Here is a 26,327-nt window from a genome sequence, read left to right as displayed (position 1 = left end):
TGAGCCGGATTGTGGTGAGCCGCTCACCCATTCACAATTCCATGAATAGGGATATCAGCCATGCATCCATGAATGAGGCCAACTTCAACTGGACACTGATCCGCTCGTTCCTGGCGGCGCTCGACCAGGGCAGCCTGATGGGCGCCGCCCGCGCGCTGGACATGCACCAGCCCACGCTGGGCCGGCACATCGCCGAACTCGAAGCGCAACTGGGCCTGACGCTGTTCGAGCGCACCGGCCGCGGCCTGCTGCCCACGCCCGACGCGACCCGCCTGGCCGACGCCGCGCGCGCCATGGCGGCGGCGGCCGACCAGCTCGGGCGCCAGGCCAGTGGCGCGCAGCGCGTGCTGCCCGGCACGGTGCGCATCAGCGCCAGCCAGCCCGTCGCCTGCGTGCTGCTGCCGCCCATCCTGCAAGGCCTGCGGCTGCAGTGGCCCGACATCCAGGTCGAACTGGTGGTGAGCAACGCGGTGAGCAACCTGCTGCAGCGCGAGGCCGACATCGCGATCCGCATGGTGCGGCCCGACCAGGGCTCGCTCGTGAGCCGCCGCGTGGGCCAGGTGGGCCTGGGCGCCTACGCCCACCAGGACTACCTGCGCCGGCGCGGCACGCCGCGCCAGCCCGCCGACCTGCTGCAACACGAGCTGATCGGCAACGACCGGCAGACCGACATCCTGCGCGGCTTCGCGCAGATGGGGCTGGCGGTCGGGCGCGAGCACTTCGCCCTGCGCACCGACGACCTCATGGCCGGCGAGGCCCTGGTGGCCGCGGGCCTGGGCATCGGCTTCATCGCGCGCTACGCGGCGCGCCAGCGGCCCGGCCTGGTGCAGGTGCTGCCTGGTCTGCCGATCCCGCCACTGCCCGTGTGGCTCGTGGTGCACCGCGAGATCCGCAGCAACCCGCGCATCCGCGCGGTGTGGGACCTGCTCGCGAACGCCCTGCCCGAGGCCCTGGCCTGAGGCCGGCGCGGCATACTGCGGGCACACCACCCAACCCGAGCAGGCCATACCCATGATCCGCGTCCACCACCTCAACCACTCGCGCTCGCAGCGCGTGCTCTGGCTGCTCGAAGAGCTGGGCCTGCCCTATGAGATCGTGCGCTACGAGCGCGACCCCAAGACCATGCTCGCTCCGCCCGAGCTCAAGAAGGTGCACCCGCTCGGCAAGTCGCCCGTGGTCACCGACGGCCCCCTGGTGCTGGCCGAATCGGGCGCGATCATCGAAACCCTGGTGGAGCGCCACGGCCCGCAGCTGCGCCCTGAACCGGGCACGCCCGAGTTCCAGCGCTACCGCTACTGGATGCATTACGCCGAGGGCTCGCTGATGCCGCCGCTGCTGCTCAAGCTGGTGTTCGATCAGGTGGAGAAAGCGCCCCTGATCGTGCGCCCCGTGGCCAAGGCCATCTCGGCCACGGTGAAAGGGCGCTTCATCACGCCCAACCTGCGCACCCACCTCGACTTCCTCGAGGCCGAGCTCGCCAGCTCACCGTGGTTCGCGGGCCCGGCCTTCAGCGCGGCCGACGTGCAGATGAGCTTCCCGATCGAGGCCGCGGCCGCGCGCGGCGGCCTCGACAACAGCCGCCCGCGCCTGATGGACTGGCTGCAGCGCATCCACGACCGCCCGGCCTACCACCGCGCGATCGACAAGGGCGGCCCGTTCGAGCTGCTGGGCTGAAGCGGCGCGCGGCGCTCAGGCGCCGTGGCACTTCTTGAATTTCTGGCCGCTGCCGCACCAGCACGGATCGTTGCGGCCGGGCGTGGCCTGCTGGCGCAGCGGCTGCACGCGCGGCCCCAGGCTGCGCCAGATGCGGTGCAGGTCGTACACCGCCCACAGGGCCGCCGCGAACTCGTCGATGCGCGCTTCGCTCACGCTGGGCGGGGCCTGCTCGTCGTGCAGGTTCACCGAGGGCTTGCCCGTGTCGTCCTGGGTGAGCACGTCGATGGTGTCGAGCGCTTCTTCGATCCACTGCGCGGTTTCGCGGTCGCGCGGCAGGGCCCAGTCGTCGTCCCACTGCTCGACCACGAACAGGAAGCCCAGCGCCCACACCTGGCCGTAGGACGGCACGGGCTGGTCGGCGGGCGGGCGCTCGGCCTCGGGCAGCGCAGCGAGCGCGCCGCGCACGTCCATCACCTCGGGGTGGTAGCTGCGCTCGTCGTCGAGGCCTTGCACCTCGGTGGCCAGGGCCTGGCGCACCTCGGCCTCACGCCTCGCCCACAGCGCCATGAAGCGCTCGTAGGCCGCGGTGTTCGGAAAGTGCGTGCCCTCGGCCTGCGGCAGCGTGGGCAGATCGCCCGTGCCGAGCAGCAGGGGCAGCCATTCCGAGGCCGGCACCGGCCGGCGCGTGCAGACCAGCGCGGCCATGGCCCCTTCGAGGAACTCCCATTCGGGCACCTCGTCGTCGCGCGTGCGCAGCTCGTCGAGCAGCGTGTCGAGTTCTTCGAAGTCGGCGCCTTGCAGCGGCGCGCCAGGGTCTTGGCTCATGGGGACGGTGGGCCGGGCGGCGGCAAAAGGCCGCCAGTGTAGTGCGCCGCCCCCGGCGGCGGCGGTCAGTGCGGGCGCGGCGGCTGACCGGTGAGGCCGAAGGCCAGCGTGGCCAGCGGCGTGGGCGCGGGCGCTTCGCGGGCCTGCTCGCGGCGCGCGCGCACGTCGCGCCGTTCGGCCCGCGGTGCCGCGGGTCGCCAGGCGTTCTGCAGCAACTGCCAGCTGGCTGGCGGCACCTTCATCGAATCCGGTTCGTCCATGAGGATGGGAAACATGGTCGGCTCCACGCAGGCGGATGGGCAGGAACCCGGACCGCTCGGCCTGCCACGCGCGGCGGGGTGTGCAAGCCATTGTTCGGACCGGCCCCCGACTGGCAAATAATGCCCAGGCACCATTTCGCGCCCAAGCCGATCCCCCACCCAGGGCCCCACGATGCTCGAACGACTCAATGCCCTCTACCCCGTCCGCTACACGGCGCTCGCCGTGTGCGCCGTGATCGCCTTGCTGAGCCTGTTCACGTGGGTGGCCTTCGGCGTCGGCGGCGGCTGGTTCCTGCTGTTCGGGGCGCTCACCGCGCTGGGCGTGTGGGACCTGCGCCAGACGCGCAAGGCGGTGCTGCGCAACTACCCGGTGATCGGGCACCTGCGCTTCATGCTCGAGTACGTGCGGCCCGAGATCCGGCAGTACTTCATCGAAAGCGACACCGAGGCCCAGCCCTTCTCGCGCAGCCAGCGCAGCCTGGTCTACGCGCGCGCCAAGGGCGAGACCGACAAGCGCCCCTTCGGCTCGCAGCGCGACATGAAGGCCAACGGCCACGAGTGGATCAACCACTCGATCGCGCCCACCGTGCTGCCCACGCACGACTTCCGCATCACCATCGGCGGGCCCGATTGCAGCCAGCCCTACGAGGCCAGCGTCTTCAACATCTCGGCCATGAGCTTCGGCGCGCTGTCGGCCAACGCGATCCAGGCGCTCAACGCGGGCGCGGCGCGCGGCCGCTTCGCGCACGACACCGGCGAGGGCTCGATCTCGGCATGGCACCGCCTGCACGGTGGCGACCTGATCTGGGAGATCGGCTCGGGCTACTTCGGCTGCCGCAGCGACGACGGCCGCTTCAGCGAGGAGAAGTTCGTGGCCAACGCACTCGATCCGCAGGTGAAGATGATCGAGCTCAAGCTGAGCCAGGGCGCCAAGCCCGGCCACGGCGGCGTGCTGCCCGGCGCCAAGGTGACGGCCGAAATCGCGGCCGCGCGCGGCGTGCCCGAGGGCGTGGACTGCGTCTCGCCCGCCGCGCACAGCGCCTTCGGCACGCCGCTGGATATGCTCGCCTTCATCGCGCGGCTTCGCCAGCTCTCGGGCGGCAAGCCCGTGGGCTTCAAGCTGTGCATCGGCCACCCCTGGGAGTGGTTCGCGATCGTCAAGGCCATGCTCAAGACCGGCATCACGCCGGACTTCATCGTGGTCGACGGTGCCGAGGGCGGCACCGGTGCGGCGCCGCTGGAGTTCATCGACCACGTGGGCGCGCCGCTGCAGGAAGGCCTGCGCCTGGTGCACAACACGCTGGTGGGCGTGAACCTGCGCGAGCGCATCCGCGTGGGCTGTGCGGGCAAGGTGGTGAGCGCCTTCGACATCGCGCGCGCGCTCGCGATCGGCGCCGACTGGTGCAACAGCGCGCGCGGCTTCATGTTCGCGCTCGGTTGCATCCAGGCGCAGAGCTGCCACACCGGCCAGTGCCCCACGGGCGTGACCACCCAGGACCCGCTGCGCCAGCAGGCGCTGGTGGTGCCCGACAAGGCCGAGCGCGTGTGGCGCTTTCACCAGAACACGCTGCGCGCGCTGCAGGAACTGGTACAGGCTGCGGGCCTGCGCCACCCGGGCGAGATCACGGCCCAGCACCTGGTGCGGCGCGTGAGCGACAACGAGGTGCGCCTGCTCGCCAACCTGCTGCCCACCACGGCGCCGGGCGCGCTGCTCGACGACGACCCCGAGGGCGAGCACGCGGTGTTCACCACCTGGTGGCGGCGCGCGAGCGCCGAGAGCTTTTCGCTGCCGGCCTGAGCGCACGAGGCGTCGCGCGCGCGACGCTCAGATGCGCGAGCCGTCTTCGAGGAAGCGCTCTTCGCGCTCGAGCACACCCTGTGCGTTGTAGCGCTTGCGCCGCAGCAGCAGGCCGCGCTCGCCGTGTTCGTCTTCGCGCAGCAGCACGCCGTCTTCGCTGAAGTACTTCTGCCAGCCCCAGAGGCGGCCGTTGCGCTCGGTGTTCACGGCCGCGGGGCGGCCGTTGTCCCAGAAGCTCTCGGTGGTGCGCTCCTGGTCGCGGCCCTCGCGGCGGGTCTGCTGGCGCAGCTTGGGCTGGCCGTTGAGGTACCACTGCTGCACGCGCTGCTCGTAGCCCTCGGCCCAGTGCGTTTCCTGCGTCAGCTGGCCGCTCTCGTGCCATTCGCGCGCCACGCCTTCGCGCCCGCCCGGGCCGTTGGGGTCGCGTTCGATGAAATCGGTTTCGGAGCGCGGCCTGCCCGAGGCGTAGTAGACGCGCTTGACGCGGCGGCCTTCGCGCAGGGTTTCGTCGCGCACCAGCCGGCCTTCGCGATCGAGCACGGTCTGCCGCTGCAACTGCCCCTGCAGGTGGCTCACGCTGCCGGAGGGCTTGCCCGGTTCGCGGTACAGCGTGACCTCGGCCGCGCGGCCCGCATGGCCGCAGACCTCGCGGTCCTGCGGCACCAAGGACACCGGCGCGCAACGCAGCTCGCTGAGCGTGCCGTCGGCGAGGTAGCCGATGCTCAGCAGCGTGCGGCGATCGGCCACGAAGCGCAGGGTCTGCAGGTACCCGGCCTCGGCAAAGGTCTTCTGCACGCCCACGGCGCTGCCGTCGTCGAGGTTTTCTTCCTGGCGCAGCGTGCCGCGCGCGTCGAAGGTGCGCGCCACGCCATGCCGGTTGCCGCGTTCGTTCACGCTGAACTCGCGCCGCTCGCCGTCGGCCGTCACCACCACCACCGGGCCCACGAAGCGGCCGTCGCGCAGCGTCTGTTCGCGCAGGCGCACCATGCCGTCGCCGTCGGTGCAGCGCATCACGCCGCTCTTGCCCGCGGTGGTGTGGCCGTTGTTGGGGTTCACGCTTTCGCCGTTGAGCTCGCAGCGCGGCACGGCCTGCGCGGGCGGGCCGCTGAGCGCGGCCGCCAGGGCCACCAGGGCGAACACCGGTTCACGGCGCATGCACGGGCTCCTTCCATTCGCGGCACACGGTCGCGCCCAGGCGCGACAGGCGCCTGGCCATGCACAGCACGGCGTCGTCCTTGCTCACCAGTGTGGCGCGGTGCGCCGAGGCGAGGTCGATGAACTTCTGGTCGTCGGCGTCCTTGCAGGTGTAGGCCGACTTGGGCGCCTCGGGCACCAGGCGCGCGCAGCGGTCGAAGGCCTCGAGCACGTCCTGCGAGGGCCGCGCCTGCGCTTGGAGGCGGCGCGCGATCTGCGGGTAGGCGAGCACGCGCACGAGTTCTTCACGCATGGCGGCCGTGGCCAGCCAGGTGCCGGGCTGCGCCTCGATGCGCGCGCGCAGGGGTGCGGTCGCGGGGTCGTCGAAGACGAAGAGATCGAGGGCGATGTTGGTGTCGAGCACCAGGGCGGTGTCGATGGCCATGTCAGGCTTGCGCGCGCGCCACGAGGTCGAAGCGGAACAGCCGGCATTCGATGGGGCCGTTCCACAGCGGCACGCGGCGCGACTCCTTGAAGCGCATCTTGCCGGGCAGCTTGAAATCGGGCGTGAGCAACCAGGCGCTCCAGCCCGCGTAGTGGGTCTTCCAGTGCGCGGCGAGGCGGTTGAAGAAATCGCTGCCGTCGCTGCCGTCGGCCATCTGCGCGCTTTCGCGGCCCTGGCCTGCGGGGGCGGGCCGCGGCGCGCCCACGGTGAAGGTGCGCGGCGCGCGTGGCGCCATGCGCTGCGCGCGCGCGGCCGCGTTCTCACCGGCCACGCCGGCGGCCGCGATGCGCTCGCCATAGGGTGGGTTGAGCAGCAGCACGCCGGGGCGCGCGGTGGGCGGCGTGCGCTGCAAGGCGTCGCCGCCGCGCAGTTCGACCGCATGGGCGACGCCTGCGCGCTCGGCGTTGCGCTGCGCGAAGTCGACCATGCGAAAGGACACGTCGCTGCCGAACACGATGGGCGCGTGGCCCGCGGGCCATTCGCGCTGCTGCGCCACCGCGTCGGCCTTGAGGGCCTGCCACACGTGGGCCTGAAAGGGCAGCAGGCGTTCGAAGGCGAAGCGCCGGCGCAGGCCGGGTGCGATGTGGAGCGCGATCTGGGCGGCCTCGATCACCACCGTGCCGCTGCCACAGCAGGGGTCGTAGAGCGGCGCGATGGCGTCCAGTGGCTGGTCGGCGCTGGCGTCCCAGCCGGTGGCGGCGATCATGGCCGCGGCCAGGGTCTCTTTCAGCGGCGCATCGCCCTTGTCTTCGCGCCAGCCGCGCTTGAACAGCGGCTCGCCCGTGGTGTCGATGTAGAGCGTGAGGGTCTCGGCCGTGAGGTGGCCGAACAGGCGCACGTCGGGGCGCTGCGTGTCCACGCTGGGGCGTTCACCGCGCTTGTCGCGGAAGCGGTCGCAGACCGCGTCCTTGAGCTTGAGCGCCGCGAAGTTCAGGCTCTGCAGCGGGCTGTGCTGGGCCGTGAGCTCGACCTTGATGGTCTGCTGCGGCGTGAACCAGATCTCCCAGGCCACGTCCATGGCCGCGTCGTAGAGGTCGCGCTCGTCGCGGTAGGGGCCGTGCCACAGGCGCACCAGCACGCGCTGCGCGAGCCGGCTGTGCAGGTTCAGGCGCAGCGCATCGCGCCACGAGGCTTCGAGCGAGACGCCGCCGCGCGAGCGCTGCAGTTGCCCGACACCGGTGATGCGCTGCACCTCGGCGGCGAGGAAGTCCTCGACGCCGGCGGCGCAAGGCAGAAAGAGCTGTAGCTGGTTCACAGGGATTTGCGCAGGTTCGCGGGGGCGATGCGCATGGCCTCGCGGTACTTGGCCACGGTGCGGCGCGCGCACTCGATGCCCTGCTCCTTGAGCAGGTCGGACAGCTGGTTGTCCGACAGCGGCTTGCTGGCCTCTTCGGCGGCAATGAACTGCTTGAGCAGCGCGCGCACCGCGGTGCTCGAGGCGTTGCCGCCGGTTTCGGTGCCCAGCGAGGAGCCGAAGAAGTACTTGAGCTCGTAGGTGCCGAAGGGCGTGGCCATGTACTTCGCGGTGGTCACGCGGCTGATGGTGGATTCGTGCAGGCCGAGCTCGTCGGCGATCTCGCGCAGCACCAGCGGGCGCATGGCGAGCTCGCCGTGCATGAAGAAGTTGCGCTGGCGTTCGACGATGGCGCTGGACACGCGCAGGATGGTGTCGAAGCGCTGCTGGATGTTCTTGATGAACCAGCGCGCTTCCTGCAGCCGCTGCTGCATGGCCGCGTGGCCGCCTTCGCCGCCGCTGTCGCGCCCGCCGCGGTTCTGCCGCAGGGCGTTGGCGTAGACGTCGTGCACGCGCAATCGCGGCATCACGTCGGGGTTGAGGATGACCTTGAAGCCGCGGCCCGCGCGCGTGACGATCACGTCCGGCACGACGATGTTGCGCTCGACGTCGACGAAGCGCCGGCCGGGCTTGGGTTCGAGCCGCGCGATCAGCGCGAGCGCGGCGCGCACGGTCTCGTCGTCGAGCCGGCAGGCGCTGCACAGCTTGCGGATGTCGCGCTTGGCCACGAGCTCGAGCGGCTGGCCGCACAGCGCGAGCGCGGCGCGCGCCTCGGGCGTGTTGCGCAGCTCCAGGATCTGTAGCCGCAGGCATTCCGCGAGGTCGCGCGCGCCCACGCCGGGCGGGTCCATGTGCTGCAGCCACTGCAGCGCGGTGCGCAACTGCTGCTCGGCGGCCTCGCGCGCTTCGAGCGCGGCCTCGGGGTCGTCGGGCAAGGGACGGCCCAGCAGTTGCAGGAACGCGGGCACCAGGGCCTCGAGGCTGTCGTCGAGGTAGCCGTCGTCGTTGAGCGATTCGATCAGGAAGACCAGGGCCGCGCGGTCTTCGTCGCCCAGGCGCATGCAGCGCGCCTGCTCGTGCAGGTGGTCCTGCAGCGAGACCTGCGAGCGCGCGAGCTCGGCCGCGCTCGCGGTCTCGTCGTCGTCGCCGCTGCCGCTGGTGCGCGCGGGCGCGTCACCGCCCCACTCGCTGTCGTCGGGCGCGATCTCCACCGAGCCGTCGCCCTCCCAGCTTTCTTCGACCGGGCTCGCGCCGTCCAGGCGCGCCTCGAGCGCGTCGGCATCGCCCGCGTCGGCGCTGTCGGCCACCGCATCGCCGGTGCCGGCCGTGGCCACCAAAGCCGCGTCGGCGATCTGCTCGCCCGCGCTCACCGGCGCGTCGGCCGCGCCGTCGACGCCGAAGGCCTCGCGTTCGCTGCCGTCCTCGCTGCGCTCCAGAAAGGGGTTTTCGTCGAGCATCTGCTCGACCTCCTGCGCCATCTCCAGCGTGGACAGCTGCAGCAGGCGGATCGACTGCTGCAGCTGGGGCGTGAGCGCCAGGTGCTGGGAGACGCGCAGCGACAGGCTCTGCTTCATCACATCTTGAAGTGTTCGCCGAGGTACACGCGGCGCACGTCCGCGTTCTCGACGATCTCCGACGGCGTGCCGCTGGTGAGCACGTGGCCGTCGTTGATGATGTAGGCCCGGTCGCAGATGCCCAGGGTCTCTCGCACGTTGTGGTCGGTGATGAGCACGCCGATGCCGCGCGACTTGAGGAAACCGATGATGCGCTGGATTTCGATCACCGCGATCGGGTCGATGCCCGCGAAGGGCTCGTCGAGCAGGATGAAGCGCGGGCTGGTGGCCAGGGCGCGCGCGATCTCGACGCGGCGGCGCTCGCCGCCCGAGAGCGCGGGCGCGGGCGAATCGCGCAGGTGCTCGACGTGCAGGTCGCGCAGCAGCGCGTCCAGGCGCTGTTCGATCGCGGCGCTGCCCAGCGCGCGGCCGCGTTCGTCTTCCTGCAGCTCGAGCACGGCGCGCACGTTCTGCGCCACGGTGAGCTTGCGGAAGATCGAGGCCTCCTGCGGCAGGTAGCCCAGGCCCAGGCGCGCGCGGCGGTGGATGGGCAGCCGTTCGATGGGCTGGCCATCGAGCAGGATCTGCCCGCCATCGGCGCGCAGCAGGCCCACGAGCATGTAGAACGAGGTGGTCTTGCCCGCGCCGTTGGGGCCCAGCAGACCCACGACCTCACCCTTGTCGACCGAGAGCGACACGTCCTTGACCACCAGGCGGCTGCCGTAGGCCTTCTTGAGGCCGCGCGCCTGCAAGCGGCTGGTGCCCCCGGGGATGAACTCGGTGGGGGCGAAATCGGAGACCGGCGAAGCCCCCCTCACGGACGGGCCCCTCCCATCGAGCCCGAGGGCCGCAGCGGTGTGCTCGAGGCCGGCGGCGTGGGCACGGCGCCCGGCTCACCGGGGCGCGGCATGGGCGTGAGCGTGGCGCGCACGCGGCCACCCAGCGTGCCCGTGGTGTTACCGCCGCCGGGGTTGCCGTCGACGGTGAAGACCTCGTTGCGGTTGTCGTACACGATCACGTTGCCCCGGGTCTCGTCGTTGAGCTGCGTGCCCAGGTAGCGGCGCATCACGGCGTCGCCGATGAAGCGCACGGTGTCGGCACGGCTGTCGTACTCGATGCGCTTGCCCTCGCCTTCGATGAACTCGTTGACCCCTTCGCGCTTTTGCTTGAAGTAGCCCGGGCTGCCCTGCACGATGCCGAACTGGTTGCCCTGCGCGTCCTGCCGCACCTCGACCTGCGCACCGCGGATCACGATGGTGCCTTTGGTGATCACCACGTTGCCCGTGAAGATGCTGACCTGCCGCGCGTCGTCGTAGCGCAGGTTGTCGGCCTCGGCGTTGAGCGGCTTGAGCCGGTCGGCCTGCTCGGCGTGCGCGGCCACGCCGCAAACGGCCAGGCCTGCGGCGAGCAGGGCGGCGGACAGGGGGTGGGAGCGTGGGCGGCGGGGCATATGGAGGGCACGAAACTTGCATGCCATTCTAAACACCCCGGTGCGCCGATCGCCGGGCCAGGGCGACCCGGCGCGAGACTTTTTTGCCGCCGGCCTCAGCCTTTGCGCACGTTGGCGATCAGCGCGTTGGCGACCACCAGCGTGTTGGGGCCCTGGCCGGGCACGGTGAAGCGGCCCGCCACGCCCAGCGCGGGCGTGCCTTCGACGGCATAGGCGTCCTGCAGGGCGGCAGCGCGCGAGGCCTTGGTCATCACGGCGCCGCTGTTGAAGGCCTCGGTGAACTTGGCGCGGTCCACGCCCTGGCGCACCACCCAGTCGGTGATGGGGCCGTCGGTGGTCAGGGGCAGGCGATCGACGTGGATGGCCTTGAACACCGCGGCGTGCAGGCGGCCCACCAGACCCATGGATTCGAGCGTGTAGTACAGCTTCTGCATGGGCACGAAGGCCGGCGAGAAGGCCACGGGCGTGCGGCGCAGCACCACGTCGGCGGGCAGGCGCTTCTCCCAGTCTTCGAGCAGCGGCTCGAAGTTGAAGCAGTGCACGCAGGAGTAGGCGAAGAACTCCACCACCTCGATCTTGCCGGCGGGCGTGTCGACCGGCGCCGGCTTGGGCAGGCGCTGGTACTCGGTGCCCTCGCGCGGGGCGACGCGCTGGGCGAAGGCGGGCAGCGCAGCCCCGCTGGCCAGCAGGGAAAGGGTGAAATCGCGGCGGTACATGGAAGAAGAACTCCGTCGTTGGGAACGAGCGCTTGGGCAGGGCTGGCGGGGGAAAGTTCCCGCGCGCCCCGCGCCGCCTCAGCGTTGCACGCGCACCAGCGCGGCGTCGACCTTGTTGACCTGCAGCTGCTCGATCGTGAGGTCGGCCAGCGCCTTCTGCGCGAACGGGCCCACGCGCACGCGGTACACGGTGCGCCCGTTCTGCTCGCGCTCGTCGATGTTGGCCGAGATGCCCAGCATGGCCAGGCGCGCGCGCTGGGCCTCGGCGTCGTCCGGGCTGCGGAAGGCGCCGGCCTGCACGAAGTAGGTGAAGGGGTCGGCGCCCACGCCGGCGTCACCGCCCGCAGCGGGGGCCGCGGCACCGGCCTTGGGCGCGGCGGCAGCGGCCGGCGCAGTCGCGGGTGCGGGTGCGGCCGCCGGTTGCTGGGCAAGGCGCGAATTCACGAGGTCGCCCAGCGGGTCCTTGGAGGCGTTGGTGTTGGGCGGCAGGGGCCGGCCATCGGCGGGCGGCACCGAGATCGCGCCTTCGCTGCCCGGTGTGGTGACCGGCGGCGGGGTGGGCGCACCGCTGGCCGCGGGCATGCCGCTGATGCTGCGGTTGGGGTTCCAGCCCTTGTTGCGCTCGGCTTCCTTGGCGTCGTCTTCGGCGCTGCGCGTGAGGCCGCGGTCGACGAAGGGCACCGGCACGCGCGTGACGTACACGGCCACCGCGAGCGCCGCGGCCAGGCCCACGAGCAGGCCGATCGCCAGGCCGATCAGCGTGCCACCCAGGCTGCTGCTGCGGGATTTGGAGGAGGCGGATTTCTTCATGGGGCTCGCGGGCAACTACATCTTCTGCGGGGCGCTCACGCCCAGCACGGCCAGGCCATTGTGCAGCACGCGTGCGGTGGCCGCGACCAGCGCCAGCCGCGCGCGTTTGACGCGCTCATCATCGACCAGGATGCGCTCGGCGTCGTAGTAACTGTGGTAACTCGCGGCAAGCTCGCGCAGGTAGAAGGTGACGTCGTGCGGCGCGAAGTCGCGCGCGGCGGCACTGAGCATCTCGGGGTACTTGGCGAGCTGGCGCATCAGCGCCTGCGCGGGCGCGCTGTCGAGCGGCGACAGGTCGGCCTCGACCAGCGTGGCGACGTCGCCGCCCCAACCCGCGAGCACCGAGCAGATGCGCGCGTGCGCGTACTGCACGTAGTACACAGGGTTGTCGTTGTTCTGCTGCACGGCCAGGTCGACGTCGAAGGTGTATTCGGTGTCGGGCTTGCGGCTGAGCAGGAAGAAGCGCACCGCGTCCTTGCTGGTCCATTCGATCAGGTCGCGCAGCGTCACGTAGCTGCCGGCGCGCTTGCTGATCTTCACCTCCTGGCCGCCGCGCACCACGCGCACCATGGTGTGCAGCACGTAGTCGGGGTAGCCCTGGGGAATGCCCACGTCGGCGGCCTGCAGGCCGGCGCGCACGCGCGCGATGGTGCCGTGGTGGTCGGTGCCCTGGATGTTCACCACCTTGGTGAAGCCGCGCTCCCACTTGGCGATGTGGTAGGCCACGTCGGGCACGAAGTAGGTGTACGAGCCGTCGGACTTGCGCATCACGCGGTCCTTGTCGTCGCCGTAGTCGGTGCTGCGCAGCCACAGCGCGCCGTCCTGCTCGTAGGTCTTGCCGTTGGCGATCAACCGGTTCACCGCGGCCTCGACGCGCCCGCTGGTGTACAGGCTGGACTCGAGGTAGTAGTGGTCGAACTTGACCGCGAAGGCCTGCAGGTCGAGGTCCTGTTCGTGGCGCAGGTAGGCCACGGCGAACTGGCGGATGCCGTCGAGGTCGTTGGCGTCGCCGCTGGCGGTGAAGGCGCGGTCGTCGGCCTGCACGGTCTTCTTCGCGAGGAAGTCGTTGGCGATGTCCTGGATGTAGTCGCCGTTGTAGGCCGCTTCGGGCCAGCCCGCGTCACCCGGCTTGAGGCCCTGGGCGCGCAGCTGCGTGGAGGTGGCCAGGGTGTTGATCTGCACGCCCGCGTCGTTGTAATAGAACTCGCGGTGCACGCGCCAGCCCTGCGTCTCGTAGAGGTTGCAGATGGCGTCGCCGAGCGCGGCCTGGCGGCCGTGGCCCACGTGCAGCGGGCCCGTGGGGTTGGCGGACACGAACTCCACCATCAGGCGCTGGCCGTTGTCGGGCTGGCGGCCGTAGTGCGCGCCCGCGCCCAGCACCTCGCGCACCACCTGCTGCTTGGCCTCGGGCTTGAGGCGGATGTTGATGAAGCCCGGGCCGGCGATATCGATCGCCTCGACCCAGCGCTCGTAGGGCGGCTGCGCGAGCAGCGCGGCGCGCAGCTGCTCGCCCACGGCGCGCGGGTTGAGCTTGAGCGGCTTGGCCAGCTGCATGGCCGCGGTGACGGCGAAGTCGCCGTGCGCGGCCACCTTGGGCGATTCGAACGCGGCCTTCGCGCCCGCGCCGGGGCTGATTTTTTCCAGCTCGGCGGCCAGCGCGGCGAGCAGGTCTTGTTGGATCTGGAGCATCGCGGGATTTTAGGCGGCGGCCAGGGGTGCCAGCCGCTCGCGCGCCGCGGCCTTCACGGCGGCCGTCAGGCGCTGCGCCGACGGCGGCTCGTGCGCCCAGTGCTGCCAGTACAGCGCCACGTCCACCGTGGCGCCGGGCAGCAGCTCGGTCAGCGTGGGGTGTTTGGGCAGGTGCTGCTCGGGCACCATGCCCCAGCCCAGGCCGAGCTCGATCGCGGTCTCGAACGACTCCACCGCGGGCACGTAGTGGCGCGGGTAGGCGGGCTGCTTCAGGCCGATGTGCTGCTCGAGAAACGCGTCCTGCAGCGCGTCCTTGCGGTTGAAGATCACCGCGGGCTGGGCCAGCAGCTTGTGCGGCGACAGCGCGCCGCGGGGCGTGCGGCAGCGCTGCACCACCGCGGCCGAGGCCACGCAGTGGTAGCGCATCACGCCCAGCGGCTCGGCCACGCAGCCGCGCATGGCGTCGGCGCGCGTGGTCACGCAGCCCATCACGTCGCCGCGCTTGAGGGCGTCGTGCGTGTGGTCCTGGTCGTCGATGACGATCTCGAGCAAGAGGCGCTGGCGCGCCAGCAGCGGCGCCACGCCGGGCAGAAACCAGCTCGACACCGAATCGGCGTTGATCGCCACCGACAGGCTCTGCCAGCGCTCGCCCGCGCGCGCCTCGCCGCCGCGCAGACCGGCCAGCAGGTCGGCCTCCATCAGGCGCACCTGCTTCACGTGGCCCAGCAGGGCCTGGCCCGCGGGCGTGGCGCGCACCCGCTTGCCGCGCACCAGCAGGCGCTGGCCCAGCTGGTCTTCGAGCGACTTGATGCGCAACGAGACCGCCGCGAGCGTGAGCTTGAGCGCCTGGGCGGCCGGGCCGAAGCCGCCGTGCTCCACCACGGCGGCCAGGGCTTCGAGTTGGCGGGGATCGAGCATTTGCTTAAAAAGGAATTGAGCGAATGGAGTTCGAATCAACTCGATTAAACACCAGCCCCGTTTGCGGCACCATGCGGCCCGCTGTCACCCCTTGTTCCCCGCCGACCCGTTTCCCTGCGCGAGCCGATCATGACCCTGAGCTTTCCCGTTTTCTCCGCCGGCATGGTGCTGAGCCTGTCCCTGATCATGGCCATCGGCCCGCAGAACGCGCACGTGCTGCGCATGGGCCTGCAGCGCCAGCACCTGTGGCTCACGGTGGCGGTCTGCGCGCTGGCCGACATCGTGCTGATCGCGCTCGGTGTGCTCGGCCTGGCCCAGCTGGGCGGCCTGTCGGACAAGCTGCAGGGTGCGCTGATCGGCGCGGGCGTGCTGTTCCTGGGCGTGTACGGCTGGCAGGCCTTCCAGCGCTTCCGCTCCGCCGCGCCGCGCAGCGCCGACGGCCAGCCGCTCGCGCCGCCGCCCACCTCGCGCAAGCAGGCCGTGCTCTCGGCACTCGCGTTCTCGTGGCTCAACCCGCACGCCTGGCTCGACACCGCCGTGCTGATCGGCACCGCTTCGCTGGCCTACGGCCCCGCGAGCGAGGTCTTCGGTCTGGGCGCGGCCACCGGCTCGGTGATCTGGTTCACCGTGCTCGGCGCGGCGGCCTTCTGGATGGGCCGCCGGCTCAACTCGCTGCACCTGTGGCGCCTGCTCGACGGCCTGGTGGCGCTGATGATGTGGGGCACCGCGGCCTGGCTGCTCGCCAGCCTGTTCTGAACCCCGCGCGCGGCCGCTTCAGCCGCGCCAGTAGTCGCTGCGGCCGTACTCGTGCTTGAGGAAATCGATCCACAGGCGCACCCGCAGCGCCAGGTGCTTGCGCTGCGGAAACAGCGCGTAGATGCCGTTGGGCGGCGCTGCGAAGGCGTCGAGCACGCTCACCAGGCGGCCGGCCCGGATGTCGGCCTCCACCTCCCAGGTGCTGCGCCAGGCCAGGCCCAGGCCGGCCAGGCACCACTCGTGCAGCACCTGGCCGTCGCTGCAGTCCATCGGGCCCGAGGGGCGCAGGTAGTGCACCTCGCGCTGGCCCGCTTCGCCGCCCTCCACCGGCAATGAGAACGCCCAGCCGCGGGTCTGCGAGGCGTCGCTGGAGAGCGTGAGGCAGTCGTGCCGGGCCAGCTCGGCGGGCAGCGCGGGCGTGCCGCGGCGCTGCAGGTAGGCCGGCGCGGCCACGCAGAGCCGGCGGTTGTCGGCCAGGCGCAGGCTCACCAGCGAGGAGTCGGGCAGGTCGCCCACGCGCACCGCGCAGTCGTAGCCTTCACCGGCCACGTCCACCACGCGGTCGGACAGGTTGAGCGAGACCGTGACCTCGGGATGCAGTTCGCGAAAGCGCGGCACCAGCGGCGCCACGTGGCGCCGGCCGAAGCCCGCGGGCGCGGTGATGCGCAGGTGGCCGCTGGCCTTCACGCCGCCCGCGCTCACGCTGGCTTCGGCGTTGGCGAGGTCGGTCAGCAACCGCTGGCAGTCTTCGAGGAAGGCGCTGCCCTCGTGCGTGAGCGAGATGCGCCGCGTGGTGCGCACCAGCAGCTTCACCCCCAGCCGCGCCTCGAGCGCGTCGAGCCGGCGGCCGATGATGGCCGGCGCCACCGATTCGGCGCGCGCCGCCGCCGTGAGGCTGCCGCGGCTGGCCACGGAGACGAAGGTTTCGAGCTGTTTGAGTTTGTCCATGGCGTCGGGTGGCGCAGATTACACCCAAAAAAGTCATGGATAAATGGCGCGATGCGCCATCAATGATTTCCGAGGTCAGCAATAGAGTACGCCCCATGCCCAAACCCCAGGCCGTGCTCTTCGACGCCTACGGCACGCTGTTCGACGTGTACAGCGTGGGCCTGCGCGCGGAACAGCTGTTTCCCGGCCGCGGCGCGCGGCTCGCCGTGCTCTGGCGCGAGCGCCAGATCGACTACTCGCGCCTGGTGACCATGTGCGGCGACCCCGCGCGCCACCGCCCGTTCTGGGAGCTCACCGAGCGCGCGCTGCGCTACGCCATCCAGGCCCTGGTGCCGCAGGCCGTGGACGACTGGGCCGCTTACGAACCGGCCGCGGCCAGCCTCATGAACCAGTACCGCCACCTCTCGGCCTTTCCCGAGAACCGCGAGGTGATCCAGGCGCTGCGGCTGCAGGGCGTGACCACCGGCATCCTCTCGAACGGCGACCCCGAGATGCTGGGCATCGCCTTGCGCAGCGCCGGGCTCGATGGCCTGCTCGACCCCGTGATCAGCGCCGAGGACGCACGCGCCTACAAGGTCTCGCCGCAGCTGTATGCGCTGGGCGAGCAGGCCACGGGCCTGCCGCGCTCGCAGATCCTGTTCGTGAGCGCGAACGCCTGGGACGTGCTTGGCGCCACCTGGTTCGGCTACCAGACCTTGTGGGTCAACCGCGCCAACCTGCCTTTCGAACAGCTCGACACCCAGCCCACCGCGATCGGGACCAACCTGCGCGCAGTGCTCGATTTCTTCTGATCCCTTTTTCTTCATCGCCTCCGGAGCCTTTGCATGACGAACCGCACCACGATCCACAGCCTGCAGGTCGACACCGCGCTGCACGACTTCATCAACGCCGAGGTGCTGCCCGGCACCGGCGTCGCGCCCGCCGCGTTCTGGCAGGGCTTCGACACGCTGGTGCGCGCACTGGCGCCCAAGAACGCCGCGCTGCTGTCCGAACGCGACCGCCTTCAGGCCGAGCTCGACACCTGGCACAGCGCCAACCCCGGCCCGGTGCGCGACATGGCGGCCTACCGCAAGTTCCTCGAAACCATCGGCTACCTCGTGCCCGACCCGGGCAAGGTCAAGGCCACCACGAAGAACGTGGACGACGAGCTCGCGGTGCAGGCCGGCCCGCAGCTGGTGGTGCCGATCCTGAACGCGCGCTACGCGCTCAATGCGGCCAATGCACGCTGGGGATCGCTCTACGACGCGCTCTACGGCACCGACGCGATCGCCGAAGAAAAAGGCACCGAGAAGGTCGGCCCCAAGGGCGGCTACAACCCCAAGCGGGGCGCCAAGGTCATCGAGTACGCGCGCCATGTGCTCGACCGCACCGCGCCGCTCAAGAAGGGCTCGCACGTGGGCTCGCGCGGCTACCGCGTGAAAGACGGCGAGCTCGTGGTCACGCTGGCCGACGGCAAGACCAGCAAACTCGAAGACGCTTCGCAATTCATCGGCTACCAGGGCGAGGCCAAGGCCCCGAGCGCGGTGCTGCTGCAGCACAACGGCCTGCACCTGGAGATCCAGATCCGCCCCGACACCCCGATCGGCAAGACCGACCCGGCGGGCGTGAGCGACCTGGTGGTCGAGGCCGCGCTGTCCACCATCCTCGACCTCGAGGACTCGGTGGCCGCGGTGGACGCCGAAGACAAGCTGCTGGCCTACCGCAACTGGCTGGGCATCCTCAAGGGCACGCTGACCGAGTCGTTCGAGAAGGGCGGCCGGGTGATGACGCGCGGCCTCAATGGCGACCGCGAGTACACCGCCCCCAACGGCAAGAAGGCGGTGCGCCTGCACGGCCGCTCGCTGCTGTTCGTGCGCAACGTGGGCCACCTCATGACCAACCCCGCGATCCTCTGGGGCCCCGACGCGCAGGAGATCCCCGAGGGCATCATGGACGCGGTCATCACCACCGCGATCGCGATCCACGACCTGAAGAAGGACAAGAAGCACCCGCTGCGCAACTCGCGCAAGGGCTCGGTCTACATCGTCAAGCCCAAGATGCACGGCCCGCGCGAAGTGGCTTTCGCGGCCGAGCTGTTCGGCCGCGTCGAGCAGCTGCTGGGCCTGCCGCAGGCCACGGTGAAGCTGGGCATCATGGACGAGGAGCGCCGCACCTCGGTCAACCTCAAGGCCTGCATCGCCGCCGCGGCAGACCGCGTGGCCTTCATCAACACCGGCTTCCTCGACCGCACGGGCGACGAGATGCACACCGCCATGCTGGCCGGCCCCATGGTGCGCAAGGGCGACATGAAGAGCAGCGCCTGGATTCAGGCCTATGAGCGCAACAACGTGCTGGTGGGCCTGTCGTGCGGCCTGCGCGGCAAGGCGCAGATCGGCAAGGGCATGTGGGCCATGCCCGACCTGATGGCCGAGATGCTCAAGCAGAAGATCGCCCACCCCAAGGCCGGCGCCAACACCGCCTGGGTGCCCAGCCCCACGGGCGCCACGCTGCACGCCATGCACTACCACCAGGTGCTGGTGCGCGACGTGCAGAAGGAACTCGAGAAGACCAACGCCGACCAGGAACGCGACAACCTGCTCACCGGCCTGCTCACCGTGCCGGTGAGCACCAGCCCGAACTGGAGCGCGGCCGAGAAACAGGCCGAGCTCGACAACAACGTGCAGGGCATCCTGGGCTACGTGGTGCGCTGGGTCGACCAGGGCGTGGGCTGCTCCAAGGTGCCCGACATCAACGACGTGGGCCTGATGGAAGACCGCGCCACGCTGCGCATCAGCAGCCAGCACATCGCCAACTGGCTGCACCACGGCGTGGTCACCGAAGCGCAGGTGCGCGAGACCTTCGAGCGCATGGCCGCCAAGGTGGACAAGCAGAACGCCGGCGACAAGCTCTACCGCCCGCTGGCCGGCAACGCCAAGACGAGCAAGGCCTACCAGGCCGCGCTCGACCTGGTGTTCAAGGGCAAGGAACAGCCCAGCGGCTACACCGAGCCGCTGCTGCACGCCTGGCGCCTGAAGGTGAAGGCGGGCTGAGGCCGGTCCGCTTCAACCCCGGCCTTTGCGGCCGGGGGTCAACCGCACCAGGCGCCCGGCGCGGACCACCACCAGATCGGTGCCGGTCTGCTCGGCCAGCTCACGGGCGCGTGCGGCCGCGCGCCGCAGCGCGGCGGTCGCGCCGCTGAAGTCTGCGGGGCCGGTGTCCGGCCGACGGCCATACACAGGTGTGGGTTCGGTGGACTGCGGTGTGCCGCGGCCGCTCCACTCCAGCAGCACGGGGACCTCCCCGGCGCTGTCATAGACGGCCCATCGATCCACCAGCGGCTGGTACAGCGACACCAGCAGACGGCGCCCGGTCTCGAACCGTCGTCGGATGGTGGCCTCTGGAATGGCATGCCCGCCCTGTCGCACGCGCTCTACCACCCGCGCCACCGCCATGTCCGCGCTGGGTAGCCCCAGGTACAGCAGCTCAACGACGAAGCCCGCGCGCTGCCAACTGGGTATCTGCTGCGCGTAGGCCCGGCCTGACAGGGTGGTCTCGAAGGCAAAGGGGGTCAGGGAAGCCACATGGCGCGCGATGGCCGCGAGCATCAGGCGGCCCGCCTGCAGCGCCGCCTGTTCGGGTGCAAAGGGCGAAAGGCCCGCCGCGATCAGGTCGGCATTCACGAAGGTGGTGCACCCCGCTTCCTGCGGCAGATACTCGCGTGCGAAAGTGGTTTTGCCGGCGCCGTTGGGGCCCGCGATGATGATGATCCTGGGCATGGACATGTGCCGCGGCATTATGGTGATGCCCCTGCCACGAACACCCCCACCCCCATGAAGCCACACCCCCCGACCCTGCACTACCTGATCTTCGACGCCAGCGACGACGGCGAGGGCACAGGCACCTGGGAGGCCATGGCCAGCGTGCGCGAGGCCGAGCGCGCCGCGCTGATGGCCGAGGTGCAGGCGGTGCTCGCGCGCGCCGAGCGCCTGAGCCCGGGCCCGCGCGGGCCGCTCGACGAGGGTGGCGTCTGGGACGCCGACGTGCACGAGCAGCGCGACGGCGACTGGCTGGCCGTGACCGTGACGCTCACCGGCCCCTGGGCCTGGGGCGAAGCGCTGGTGGCATCCCTCGACGCCGGCTGATCGCCTGCCCCCAGAGAAGCGAGAAGGGCGCCAGTGGCGCCCTTCTCTGTTGCGGCCGTCCCGGCCGCGCCTCAAAACCGGTTGCGGGTCAGATCGACTTCGCGAGCTCGAACATCACCGCCGTGCCCAGCGATTCGCGGATGCTGCCGCGGCCCACGCTGGCCATCGAGGTCTCGCTGAAGCCGGACATCGCGAACGCGCTGTCGTCGCCCGAAATCTCCACGAAGGGCATGTCCATGGCCTCGCGCAGCAACTGGCTGCGGAAGCGGTCGAACGCGGGGCCGCGCAGGTCGGCGTCGATCACCACGATGCTGGGCATGCGGTGGCGCACCGCGTCGGCGGCCTGCTGCAGGTCCACCACGCTGTCGGCGGCCACGCCGATCTCGCGCAGCGCGTCGCGCACGTCGGCGCGCACCTGCAGCGCGGGCGAGATCACCAGCGCGTAGATGCCCTGCAGCGACTTGAAGGCCGAGGTGGGGTCGTCGGCGGTGAGGTCGATGGCCGAGATGCCGTCGACCGACTGCGCGGTGCGATGGAACAGGGCGATCGCGGTGATGCCTTCAGCCGTCACCTCGCGCTGCAGGTCGATGCCGCCCGCCGTGGCCCCGATCTGGCGCGCCAGCGCCCAGTCGAGGTTGTCGAGCACCGGCGCGGCCGACGAGGGCGGCGCACCGTCGTTGTGGATGCGCACCTGCAGGCGCGCGTGCGGCGGCCAGTGGTTCACGTCCACGCGCACGTCGATGCGACGGCCCAGCGGCAGGGCCCAGTCGACCAATGCACTGAGGAAGGCATGCGCCACGGTGGGGTCGATCAGCACGTCGACCGGCTTGAGCTTGCGGCGCATCTCGACGCCGAGCAGCGCGAACTCCTTGCGGCGGTCCTGCAGGCAGTCTTCGGCCACGCGCGCCAGGTCGACCTTCTCGTGCGACTGGCGGATGCGGCCCGAGTGGAAGCGCTGCAATTGCTGCATCACCACCGTGAGGCGCTTGATGCGGTGCATGGGCACGCTCAGCGCCCACTGGGCCTGCGGGCCCAGCCGGCTCTGGGCCTGCAACTGGTCGATGCCGCCCTGCAGCACCTGCAGGGCTTCACCGATCTGCTCCGCCGCCGAAGCCAGCAGGGCAGGCGCGTGCTCCGACAACGACCAGGTCTCGTTGCTGCGCAACGAGCCCGCCGCTCCGGCGGCGCCTGGCTGGTCTTTTTTGGGCGTGGCCATAGGACGTTTCAAGGCTGTGTTCCGTGAATCCATGTGGGCCGCCGGGCAGAGAAAAGTTCTGACGGGGCGGACCGGGTTTGTCGATGAAACGAAATTTGCACCTGAAATGCCGCCAACGGCAGGTGCACGTAGCGGGAAGTTTTAGTTTTCGTGGATTGCCGCACGCAAACCCGGGCTCATTGCCCGCCGCCGCATTTGCCACAATGGGCCCATGCACACACCAGCCCCCTTCCCCGCCGCCCGCCCGCGCCGCCTGCGCCGCGATGCCTTCACCCGCGATCTGGTGCGCGAGCACCGGCTGCACCCCTCGGACCTGATCTACCCGGTGTTCGTGCTCGAGGGCGAAGGCCGCCGCGAGGCCGTGGCCTCCATGCCCGGCGTGGAGCGCCTGAGCCTGGACCTGCTGCTGCCCGTGGCCGAGGACTGCGTGAAGCTGGGCATTCCCGTGATGGCGCTGTTCCCGGTGATCGACCCCGCGCTCAAGACGCCCGATGGCCAGGAGGCCATGAACCCCGACGGCCTGGTGCCGCGCGTGGTGCGCGCGCTGAAAGCCAGCTTCCCCCAGCTCGGTGTGATGACCGACGTGGCGCTCGACCCCTACACCAGCCACGGCCAGGACGGCGTGCTCGACGAGCACAACTACATCCTCAACGACCCCACGGTCGCGATCCTCGTGAAGCAGGCGCTCGCGCAGGCCGCGGCGGGCGTGGACATCGTGGCGCCCAGCGACATGATGGACGGCCGCATCGGCGCCATCCGCAACGCGCTCGAGGCCGCGGGCCACGTGCACACGCGCATCATGGCCTACAGCGCCAAGTACGCGAGCGCCTTCTACGGCCCCTTCCGCGATGCCGTGGGCTCGGCCGCCAACCTGGGCAAGGCCGACAAGAAGGTCTACCAGATGGACCCGGGCAACACCGACGAGGCCCTGCGCGAAGTCGCCATCGACATCGCCGAAGGCGCCGACATGGTGATGGTCAAGCCCGGCATGCCCTACCTGGACATCGTGCGCCGCGTGAAAGACGAATTCGCCATGCCGACCTTCGCCTACCAGGTGAGCGGCGAGTACGCGATGCTCAAGGCCGCGGCGCAGAACGGCTGGCTCGACCACGACGCCGTGATGATGGAAAGCCTGCTGGCCTTCAAGCGCGCGGGCGCCGACGGCGTGCTCACCTACTTCGCGCGCGACGCCGCGCGCCTGCTGCGCGGCTGACACCGCGGCCCCACGCATGCGGGTCTTCCACGTCCAGCCCGGCGCGGTCACCGAGACGCACACCCTGCCCCTGGTGCTGCCGCCGCGCGGCTTCGTCTGGGTGGCCTGCGGACGGCGCGAGTTCGAGCTCGAACACGGCCACGTGCAGGCCGCGCTGCAGGTGATGTGCGGGACCACGCTGGTCGACCTGCACGTGTCCGACCTGCTCAACAACCAGCTGCCCTCGCACTACGACTACACCTCGCAGTACGACATCCTGGTGTTTCGCCGCCTCGCCGCGGGCCAGTCCGAAACCGACATGGCCCAGCCCGGCGCGGTGCTCACCGAGCCGGTGCGCCGCGGCGGCCCGCCGGTGCTGCGACGCATCGACACCAGTCCGGTGGGCTTCGCGGTGTTCGACCGCGTGCTCGTGACCGTGCACCCCGCGGGCTGCGGCGTGCTCGACCAGTACGCGGCGCGCCTGCTCGCGAGCGCCGGCCTGCCCTCGCGCAACGCGGGCGCGGGCCTGCCCACGAGCCCCGCCGACCAGATGCTGCGCATCGTGAACCACATGGTCGACGGCTACCTCGACCTGCGGCGCGAGCTCACGCGCCAGCTCGATCACTGGCAGGCCGAGCTGCTGAGCCCGCGCACGCGCTTCACCAACTGGAACTCGCTGCTGGACGCGCGCATCTCGCTGCACCAGCTCGACGAGATCTGCGAAGACCAGCGCAGCGCCATCCAGGACTGGACCGAGGCGCTCGAAGACTGGGAAGCCGGCGAGGCCATCGGCGGCCAGCGCGGGCTGGAACTGCTCAAGGTGCGCAGCCGCGACGTGCTCGAACACATCGAACGCGTGGTGCACCACGTGCGCCGGCTCGAACAGAACGCCGAGACCGCGGTGCAGATGCACTTCTCGGCGCAGAGCAACCGCACCAACGACATCATGCGCACGCTCACGGCGCTCACCGCCGTGTTCCTGCCGCTCAACCTGATCGCGGGCATCTTCGGCATGAACTTCGAGTTCATCCCCTTCATCCACGAGCGCGGTGGCTTCTGGTGGGCGATGGGCTCGATGGTGTTCGTGGCGGTGGGACTCAGCGTGTACTTCTGGCGCAAGCGCTACCTGCGCTCGTCGTCGGGCCGCTAGCCGGGCGGCCCGGGCTCAGCGCGGCGCGGGCTCGGGCAGGCCGAAAAGCGCTGCGCCGTTGTCCCAGGCGATCTTCTTCGCCACCTCGGGCGGCAGCGTGCCCAGCCAGGCGCGGTAGCCCTGCATCAGGCCGTCGTAGGCCTGCCAGCGCTGGTTCACCCAGGTGTCCGAGCCGATCAGGAAGCGGTCGGGGTACTTGAGCAGCAGCGCGCGCCACTCGGGGCACAGCGTGCCCTCGCCGCAGGTCAGCCCCGGGCGGTACGAGAGCTCGCCGTGCAGGCCGGGAAAGCGCGCGAACAGCGCGTCCACCCGCGCCGCCGACGTGCCGCCGATGCCCGTGTGGGCCCAGATCAGGCGCAGCTGGCGGCCCTTCGACGGCGTGTGCGCCATGAGCTTTTCCACCGCCACGTCGTCCACGTGCGCCAGCACCGCGAGGCCTTTTTCATCGGCCAGCGCCATGAGCTCCCGGGCCACCGGGCCGTCGGCGTTGGCGCTGTCGTAGAGGTGGAACTCACCCAGGCCGCGGTAGGGGCCGGCCGGTGTGCCGCGCGCGAGCTCGGTGTTCACCATCGCCACGATGCTCGGGTCGCGGAACCAGTTGTTGTAGTCGTCGCGGTTGCGGTAGAGCCGCACGAAGGGCACCACCGTGACGCCGGCCGCGCGCGTGGCGTCCTGCGCCTTGGCCAGCGCGAGCGTGCCGTCGTTGGGCCGCGAGTTCGCCAGCACCGCACGCACGCCATTGCGCTGCATGCGATCGAGCACGTCGGCCAGCGGGTGCGGGCAGGCCGGCACGGGCGTTGCCTCGTGCGGGCAGGCCTCGGTGTTGTAGTGCAGGTGGGCGTCGAACAGCGGGCCGCGGTACTGCGCCGCGGCCATGCCCATCGCGCCCAGCCCGAGCAGCAGCGCCAGCGCGGCCCGCTTCATGCTCAGCCCACGTGCTTGGCGAAGAACGCGAGGGTGCGCTCGCGAGCGAGATCGGCCGAGGTCTTGTCGTAGGAGCCGCGGTGGTCGCAGTTGAAGCCGTGGTTGGCCGCGTACACCTGCACCTCGACCGCGGGCTGCGCCTGCTTGAAGGCCGCCACCGTGTCGAGCGGGATCCAGTGGTCCTGTTCGCCGAAGTGCGCGAGCACCGGCACCTGCGGCTGGCGCGCGGCCTCCTCGGGCGTGGTCACGCCGCCGCCGTAATACGGCACCGCGGCGCTCAGGCCCTTGACCAGCGCGGCCGCGCGCCAGGTGAGCAGGCCGCCCCAGCAATAGCCCACGATGCCGACCTTGCCGGCCTGGGCCGCGTGGTCCACCGCGGCCTGGATGTCGGCGATCACGCCGGGTGCGGGCAGCGCCTCGACAGCGGCCTTCAGGCCCATGCCCTCCTTCATGTCGGCCTCGGTGTAGCCCAGCTCCACCTCGCCCTTGCCGATGCGCGAGAAGGTGGCGGGCGCCACCACGAAGTAGCCCGCGGCGGCGTAGCCGTCGGCCACGGCGCGGATGTGCGCGTTGACGCCGAAGATCTCCTGCAGCACCACGATGCCGCCTTTGGGCTGGCCCGCGGGCTCGGCCACGTAGGCGGGGAAGCGGTGGCCGTCGGCGGCCTGGAGGGTGAGGGTCTTGCCCATGGTCTTGTGCTCCTGTGCGTTGAACGAAAAAGGGAAAGGGCTCAGGCCAGCAAGCGGCGCTCCACGAAGTCGAGCCGGTCCTGGCCCCAGAACAGCTCGCCCTCGATCACGTAGCTCGGCGCACCGAACACGCCGGCGTCGATCGCGGCCTGGGTGTGGGCGTCGGCCAGCGCCTGGGCCGCGTCGGTCTGCGACTCGGCCAGGCGCTCGGCGCTCAGCCCGGTCTGCTGCAGCAGCGCGGCCAGCGTGGCCGGGTCGGCGATGTCCTGCTCGTGCGCCCACACCGCGGCCAGCACCGCGCCGCTCAGGTGCAGCGCGGCCGCGCTGCCGTCGCGCTCGGCCACCACGCTGATGAGGCGGGCCGAGGGGTCGCCCGCCACCGGAAAGTACCGCGGTTGCAGGTTGAGCGGCAGCTGCAGCCATTCGCTGAAGCGGCGCAGCTCCACCAGCCGGTAGGCCTGGCGCTGCGGCGCGCGCTTGGCCAGCGGCAGCCCGCCCGAGAGCGGGAAGATCTTGCCCAGGTCCATGGGGCGCACGCGCACCTCGGCGCCGGCGTTGGCGGCCAGGCGCACGAAGCGCGCATGGCCCAGGTAAGCCCAGGGGCTCATGGTGGCGAAGAAGTAGTCGACCTGGCGACGCATGGCGGTCTCCGTTGGCTGTTGTAATCATCGGCAACGCCCGCCAGGGGGGTGGGCGGCGCAGGCGATCTTGTACGCCATGCGC

At 70.9% G+C, this 26,327-nt stretch carries 27 protein-coding genes; 9 read left to right on the top strand and 18 right to left on the bottom strand.

Features of this window, described 5'->3' with window-relative positions; all coding sequences use genetic code 11:
- Nucleotides 1-68 precede the first annotated feature (68 nt).
- Both G9Q37_RS18680 and G9Q37_RS18675 read left to right on the top strand, forming a co-directional pair.
- Nucleotides 69-959 (top strand): LysR family transcriptional regulator, encoded by an 891-nt coding sequence (locus tag G9Q37_RS18680; protein ID WP_166229637.1) that lies wholly within the window; start codon nucleotides 69-71, stop codon nucleotides 957-959.
- A 52-nt stretch (nucleotides 960-1,011) separates the two neighbouring features.
- The gene (locus G9Q37_RS18675; protein ID WP_166229635.1) at nucleotides 1,012-1,674 is read left to right on the top strand and encodes a glutathione S-transferase family protein; all 663 of its coding nucleotides are present in this window, start codon (nucleotides 1,012-1,014) and stop codon (nucleotides 1,672-1,674) included.
- Between the two features lie 15 nt (nucleotides 1,675-1,689).
- On the opposite strand, the gene G9Q37_RS18670 is transcribed toward G9Q37_RS18675, so the two are convergent.
- Together G9Q37_RS18670 and G9Q37_RS18665 are read right to left on the bottom strand one after the other, a co-directional pair.
- Nucleotides 1,690-2,481, bottom strand: a complete 792-nt coding sequence (locus G9Q37_RS18670; protein WP_166229633.1) for a UPF0149 family protein — start codon at nucleotides 2,479-2,481, stop codon at nucleotides 1,690-1,692.
- A gap of 65 nt (nucleotides 2,482-2,546) precedes the next feature.
- On the bottom strand, nucleotides 2,547-2,756 hold the full coding sequence (locus G9Q37_RS18665; protein WP_166229631.1) for a hypothetical protein: 210 nt from the start codon (nucleotides 2,754-2,756) through the stop codon (nucleotides 2,547-2,549).
- Between the two features lie 157 nt (nucleotides 2,757-2,913).
- Between G9Q37_RS18665 and G9Q37_RS18660 the strand changes: the two genes are divergently transcribed.
- Nucleotides 2,914-4,539 carry an FMN-binding glutamate synthase family protein gene (locus G9Q37_RS18660; protein ID WP_166229629.1) on the top strand — a complete coding sequence of 542 codons (1,626 nt, stop codon included), beginning with the start codon at nucleotides 2,914-2,916 and terminating at the stop codon, nucleotides 4,537-4,539.
- Between the two features lie 27 nt (nucleotides 4,540-4,566).
- On the opposite strand, the gene G9Q37_RS18655 is transcribed toward G9Q37_RS18660, so the two are convergent.
- The 10 genes from G9Q37_RS18655 to G9Q37_RS18610 form a co-directional block, all read right to left on the bottom strand.
- A complete protein-coding gene (locus G9Q37_RS18655) occupies nucleotides 4,567-5,694 on the bottom strand; it encodes a toxin-antitoxin system YwqK family antitoxin (RefSeq protein WP_166229627.1) in 1,128 nt (375 codons plus the stop codon).
- Nucleotides 5,684-6,118, bottom strand: a complete 435-nt coding sequence (locus tag G9Q37_RS18650; protein ID WP_166229625.1) for a PIN domain-containing protein — start codon at nucleotides 6,116-6,118, stop codon at nucleotides 5,684-5,686. The genes G9Q37_RS18655 and G9Q37_RS18650 overlap by 11 nt, the downstream gene beginning before the upstream one ends.
- Nucleotide 6,119: 1 nt before the next feature.
- On the bottom strand, nucleotides 6,120-7,433 hold the full coding sequence (locus G9Q37_RS18645; protein WP_166229623.1) for a THUMP domain-containing class I SAM-dependent RNA methyltransferase: 1,314 nt from the start codon (nucleotides 7,431-7,433) through the stop codon (nucleotides 6,120-6,122).
- Complete coding sequence (locus G9Q37_RS18640) at nucleotides 7,430-9,046, bottom strand: RNA polymerase factor sigma-54 (RefSeq protein ID WP_166229621.1); 1,617 nt, start codon at nucleotides 9,044-9,046, stop codon at nucleotides 7,430-7,432. Before G9Q37_RS18640 ends, G9Q37_RS18645 begins: the two co-directional genes overlap by 4 nt.
- Entirely contained in the window at nucleotides 9,046-9,843 is a 798-nt protein-coding gene (lptB, locus tag G9Q37_RS18635) for an LPS export ABC transporter ATP-binding protein (RefSeq protein ID WP_420810298.1), read from the bottom strand. Before lptB ends, G9Q37_RS18640 begins: the two co-directional genes overlap by 1 nt.
- Nucleotides 9,840-10,475 (bottom strand): lipopolysaccharide transport periplasmic protein LptA, encoded by a 636-nt coding sequence (lptA, locus tag G9Q37_RS18630; RefSeq protein ID WP_166229619.1) that lies wholly within the window; start codon nucleotides 10,473-10,475, stop codon nucleotides 9,840-9,842. The genes lptB and lptA overlap by 4 nt, the downstream gene beginning before the upstream one ends.
- 95 nt (nucleotides 10,476-10,570) lie before the next feature.
- Nucleotides 10,571-11,191 carry a thiol:disulfide interchange protein DsbA/DsbL gene (locus tag G9Q37_RS18625; protein WP_166229617.1) on the bottom strand — a complete coding sequence of 207 codons (621 nt, stop codon included), beginning with the start codon at nucleotides 11,189-11,191 and terminating at the stop codon, nucleotides 10,571-10,573.
- A gap of 78 nt (nucleotides 11,192-11,269) precedes the next feature.
- Nucleotides 11,270-12,001, bottom strand: coding sequence for an SPOR domain-containing protein (locus G9Q37_RS18620; protein ID WP_166229615.1), 732 nt, complete (start codon nucleotides 11,999-12,001; stop codon nucleotides 11,270-11,272).
- A 15-nt stretch (nucleotides 12,002-12,016) separates the two neighbouring features.
- Nucleotides 12,017-13,690 carry an arginine--tRNA ligase gene (gene argS, locus G9Q37_RS18615; RefSeq protein ID WP_166229613.1) on the bottom strand — a complete coding sequence of 558 codons (1,674 nt, stop codon included), beginning with the start codon at nucleotides 13,688-13,690 and terminating at the stop codon, nucleotides 12,017-12,019.
- A gap of 9 nt (nucleotides 13,691-13,699) precedes the next feature.
- Nucleotides 13,700-14,608 (bottom strand): HTH-type transcriptional regulator ArgP, encoded by a 909-nt coding sequence (locus G9Q37_RS18610; protein WP_166229612.1) that lies wholly within the window; start codon nucleotides 14,606-14,608, stop codon nucleotides 13,700-13,702.
- A 129-nt stretch (nucleotides 14,609-14,737) separates the two neighbouring features.
- On the opposite strand from G9Q37_RS18610, the gene G9Q37_RS18605 reads away from it, so the two are divergent.
- Entirely contained in the window at nucleotides 14,738-15,364 is a 627-nt protein-coding gene (locus G9Q37_RS18605) for a LysE/ArgO family amino acid transporter (protein WP_166229610.1), read from the top strand.
- 18 nt (nucleotides 15,365-15,382) lie between these two features.
- Here G9Q37_RS18605 and G9Q37_RS18600 read toward each other — a convergent pair whose 3' ends face one another.
- Nucleotides 15,383-16,312: a LysR family transcriptional regulator gene (locus G9Q37_RS18600; protein WP_166229608.1), complete on the bottom strand. Its 930-nt coding sequence runs from the start codon at nucleotides 16,310-16,312 to the stop codon at nucleotides 15,383-15,385.
- Nucleotides 16,313-16,407: 95 nt separating this feature from the next.
- Here G9Q37_RS18600 and G9Q37_RS18595 point away from each other — a divergent pair, with 95 nt between their 5' ends.
- Nucleotides 16,408-17,103 carry a haloacid dehalogenase type II gene (locus G9Q37_RS18595; RefSeq protein ID WP_166229606.1) on the top strand — a complete coding sequence of 232 codons (696 nt, stop codon included), beginning with the start codon at nucleotides 16,408-16,410 and terminating at the stop codon, nucleotides 17,101-17,103.
- 33 nt (nucleotides 17,104-17,136) lie between these two features.
- Nucleotides 17,137-19,341, top strand: coding sequence for a malate synthase G (locus G9Q37_RS18590; RefSeq protein ID WP_166229604.1), 2,205 nt, complete (start codon nucleotides 17,137-17,139; stop codon nucleotides 19,339-19,341).
- A 12-nt stretch (nucleotides 19,342-19,353) separates the two neighbouring features.
- On the opposite strand, the gene G9Q37_RS18585 is transcribed toward G9Q37_RS18590, so the two are convergent.
- On the bottom strand, nucleotides 19,354-20,067 hold the full coding sequence (locus tag G9Q37_RS18585) for an ATPase (protein WP_338074438.1): 714 nt from the start codon (nucleotides 20,065-20,067) through the stop codon (nucleotides 19,354-19,356).
- Between the two features lie 54 nt (nucleotides 20,068-20,121).
- Here G9Q37_RS18585 and G9Q37_RS18580 point away from each other — a divergent pair, with 54 nt between their 5' ends.
- The gene (locus G9Q37_RS18580; protein WP_166229602.1) at nucleotides 20,122-20,433 is read left to right on the top strand and encodes a hypothetical protein; all 312 of its coding nucleotides are present in this window, start codon (nucleotides 20,122-20,124) and stop codon (nucleotides 20,431-20,433) included.
- 88 nt (nucleotides 20,434-20,521) lie between these two features.
- Here G9Q37_RS18580 and G9Q37_RS18575 read toward each other — a convergent pair whose 3' ends face one another.
- A complete protein-coding gene (locus G9Q37_RS18575) occupies nucleotides 20,522-21,649 on the bottom strand; it encodes a hypothetical protein (RefSeq protein WP_166229600.1) in 1,128 nt (375 codons plus the stop codon).
- 211 nt (nucleotides 21,650-21,860) lie between these two features.
- Between G9Q37_RS18575 and hemB the strand changes: the two genes are divergently transcribed.
- Nucleotides 21,861-22,862 carry a porphobilinogen synthase gene (hemB, locus tag G9Q37_RS18570; RefSeq protein ID WP_166229598.1) on the top strand — a complete coding sequence of 334 codons (1,002 nt, stop codon included), beginning with the start codon at nucleotides 21,861-21,863 and terminating at the stop codon, nucleotides 22,860-22,862.
- Between the two features lie 16 nt (nucleotides 22,863-22,878).
- Entirely contained in the window at nucleotides 22,879-23,991 is a 1,113-nt protein-coding gene (locus G9Q37_RS18565; protein ID WP_166229596.1) for a magnesium transporter CorA family protein, read from the top strand.
- Nucleotides 23,992-24,006: 15 nt separating this feature from the next.
- Here G9Q37_RS18565 and G9Q37_RS18560 read toward each other — a convergent pair whose 3' ends face one another.
- From G9Q37_RS18560 to G9Q37_RS18550, 3 genes are read right to left on the bottom strand one after another with little or no spacing between them, the layout of a single operon-like run.
- On the bottom strand, nucleotides 24,007-24,915 hold the full coding sequence (locus G9Q37_RS18560) for an amidohydrolase family protein (protein WP_166229594.1): 909 nt from the start codon (nucleotides 24,913-24,915) through the stop codon (nucleotides 24,007-24,009).
- Between the two features lie 2 nt (nucleotides 24,916-24,917).
- Nucleotides 24,918-25,604: a dienelactone hydrolase family protein gene (locus G9Q37_RS18555; protein WP_166229592.1), complete on the bottom strand. Its 687-nt coding sequence runs from the start codon at nucleotides 25,602-25,604 to the stop codon at nucleotides 24,918-24,920.
- 41 nt (nucleotides 25,605-25,645) lie between these two features.
- The gene (locus tag G9Q37_RS18550; RefSeq protein WP_166229590.1) at nucleotides 25,646-26,245 is read right to left on the bottom strand and encodes a 2-hydroxychromene-2-carboxylate isomerase; all 600 of its coding nucleotides are present in this window, start codon (nucleotides 26,243-26,245) and stop codon (nucleotides 25,646-25,648) included.
- Nucleotides 26,246-26,327: the final 82 nt, after the last annotated feature.

Origin of the sequence: Hydrogenophaga crocea (assembly GCF_011388215.1) — a bacterium.
Classification (GTDB): Bacteria; Pseudomonadota; Gammaproteobacteria; order Burkholderiales; family Burkholderiaceae_C; genus Hydrogenophaga; species Hydrogenophaga crocea.
Note: the sequence above shows the minus strand (reverse complement) of the source record. Positions and strands in the feature narration are given on the sequence as shown.

Bases quoted from the DNA above. Each gene is read 5' to 3' on its own strand.
- G9Q37_RS18680 (WP_166229637.1), top strand. From the start codon at position 69: ATGAATGAGGCCAACTTCAACTGGACACTGATCCGCTCGTTCCTGGCG.
- G9Q37_RS18675 (WP_166229635.1), top strand. From the start codon at position 1,012: ATGATCCGCGTCCACCACCTCAACCACTCGCGCTCGCAGCGCGTGCTC.
- G9Q37_RS18670 (WP_166229633.1), bottom strand. From the start codon at position 2,481: ATGAGCCAAGACCCTGGCGCGCCGCTGCAAGGCGCCGACTTCGAAGAA.
- G9Q37_RS18665 (WP_166229631.1), bottom strand. From the start codon at position 2,756: ATGTTTCCCATCCTCATGGACGAACCGGATTCGATGAAGGTGCCGCCA.
- G9Q37_RS18660 (WP_166229629.1), top strand. From the start codon at position 2,914: ATGCTCGAACGACTCAATGCCCTCTACCCCGTCCGCTACACGGCGCTC.
- G9Q37_RS18655 (WP_166229627.1), bottom strand. From the start codon at position 5,694: ATGCGCCGTGAACCGGTGTTCGCCCTGGTGGCCCTGGCGGCCGCGCTC.
- G9Q37_RS18650 (WP_166229625.1), bottom strand. From the start codon at position 6,118: ATGGCCATCGACACCGCCCTGGTGCTCGACACCAACATCGCCCTCGAT.
- G9Q37_RS18640 (WP_166229621.1), bottom strand. From the start codon at position 9,046: ATGAAGCAGAGCCTGTCGCTGCGCGTCTCCCAGCACCTGGCGCTCACG.
- lptA (WP_166229619.1), bottom strand. From the start codon at position 10,475: ATGCCCCGCCGCCCACGCTCCCACCCCCTGTCCGCCGCCCTGCTCGCC.
- G9Q37_RS18625 (WP_166229617.1), bottom strand. From the start codon at position 11,191: ATGTACCGCCGCGATTTCACCCTTTCCCTGCTGGCCAGCGGGGCTGCG.
- G9Q37_RS18620 (WP_166229615.1), bottom strand. From the start codon at position 12,001: ATGAAGAAATCCGCCTCCTCCAAATCCCGCAGCAGCAGCCTGGGTGGC.
- argS (WP_166229613.1), bottom strand. From the start codon at position 13,690: ATGCTCCAGATCCAACAAGACCTGCTCGCCGCGCTGGCCGCCGAGCTG.
- G9Q37_RS18610 (WP_166229612.1), bottom strand. From the start codon at position 14,608: ATGCTCGATCCCCGCCAACTCGAAGCCCTGGCCGCCGTGGTGGAGCAC.
- G9Q37_RS18605 (WP_166229610.1), top strand. From the start codon at position 14,738: ATGACCCTGAGCTTTCCCGTTTTCTCCGCCGGCATGGTGCTGAGCCTG.
- G9Q37_RS18600 (WP_166229608.1), bottom strand. From the start codon at position 16,312: ATGGACAAACTCAAACAGCTCGAAACCTTCGTCTCCGTGGCCAGCCGC.
- G9Q37_RS18595 (WP_166229606.1), top strand. From the start codon at position 16,408: ATGCCCAAACCCCAGGCCGTGCTCTTCGACGCCTACGGCACGCTGTTC.
- G9Q37_RS18590 (WP_166229604.1), top strand. From the start codon at position 17,137: ATGACGAACCGCACCACGATCCACAGCCTGCAGGTCGACACCGCGCTG.
- G9Q37_RS18585 (WP_338074438.1), bottom strand. From the start codon at position 20,067: ATGCCCAGGATCATCATCATCGCGGGCCCCAACGGCGCCGGCAAAACC.
- G9Q37_RS18580 (WP_166229602.1), top strand. From the start codon at position 20,122: ATGAAGCCACACCCCCCGACCCTGCACTACCTGATCTTCGACGCCAGC.
- G9Q37_RS18575 (WP_166229600.1), bottom strand. From the start codon at position 21,649: ATGGCCACGCCCAAAAAAGACCAGCCAGGCGCCGCCGGAGCGGCGGGC.
- hemB (WP_166229598.1), top strand. From the start codon at position 21,861: ATGCACACACCAGCCCCCTTCCCCGCCGCCCGCCCGCGCCGCCTGCGC.
- G9Q37_RS18565 (WP_166229596.1), top strand. From the start codon at position 22,879: ATGCGGGTCTTCCACGTCCAGCCCGGCGCGGTCACCGAGACGCACACC.
- G9Q37_RS18560 (WP_166229594.1), bottom strand. From the start codon at position 24,915: ATGAAGCGGGCCGCGCTGGCGCTGCTGCTCGGGCTGGGCGCGATGGGC.
- G9Q37_RS18555 (WP_166229592.1), bottom strand. From the start codon at position 25,604: ATGGGCAAGACCCTCACCCTCCAGGCCGCCGACGGCCACCGCTTCCCC.
- G9Q37_RS18550 (WP_166229590.1), bottom strand. From the start codon at position 26,245: ATGCGTCGCCAGGTCGACTACTTCTTCGCCACCATGAGCCCCTGGGCT.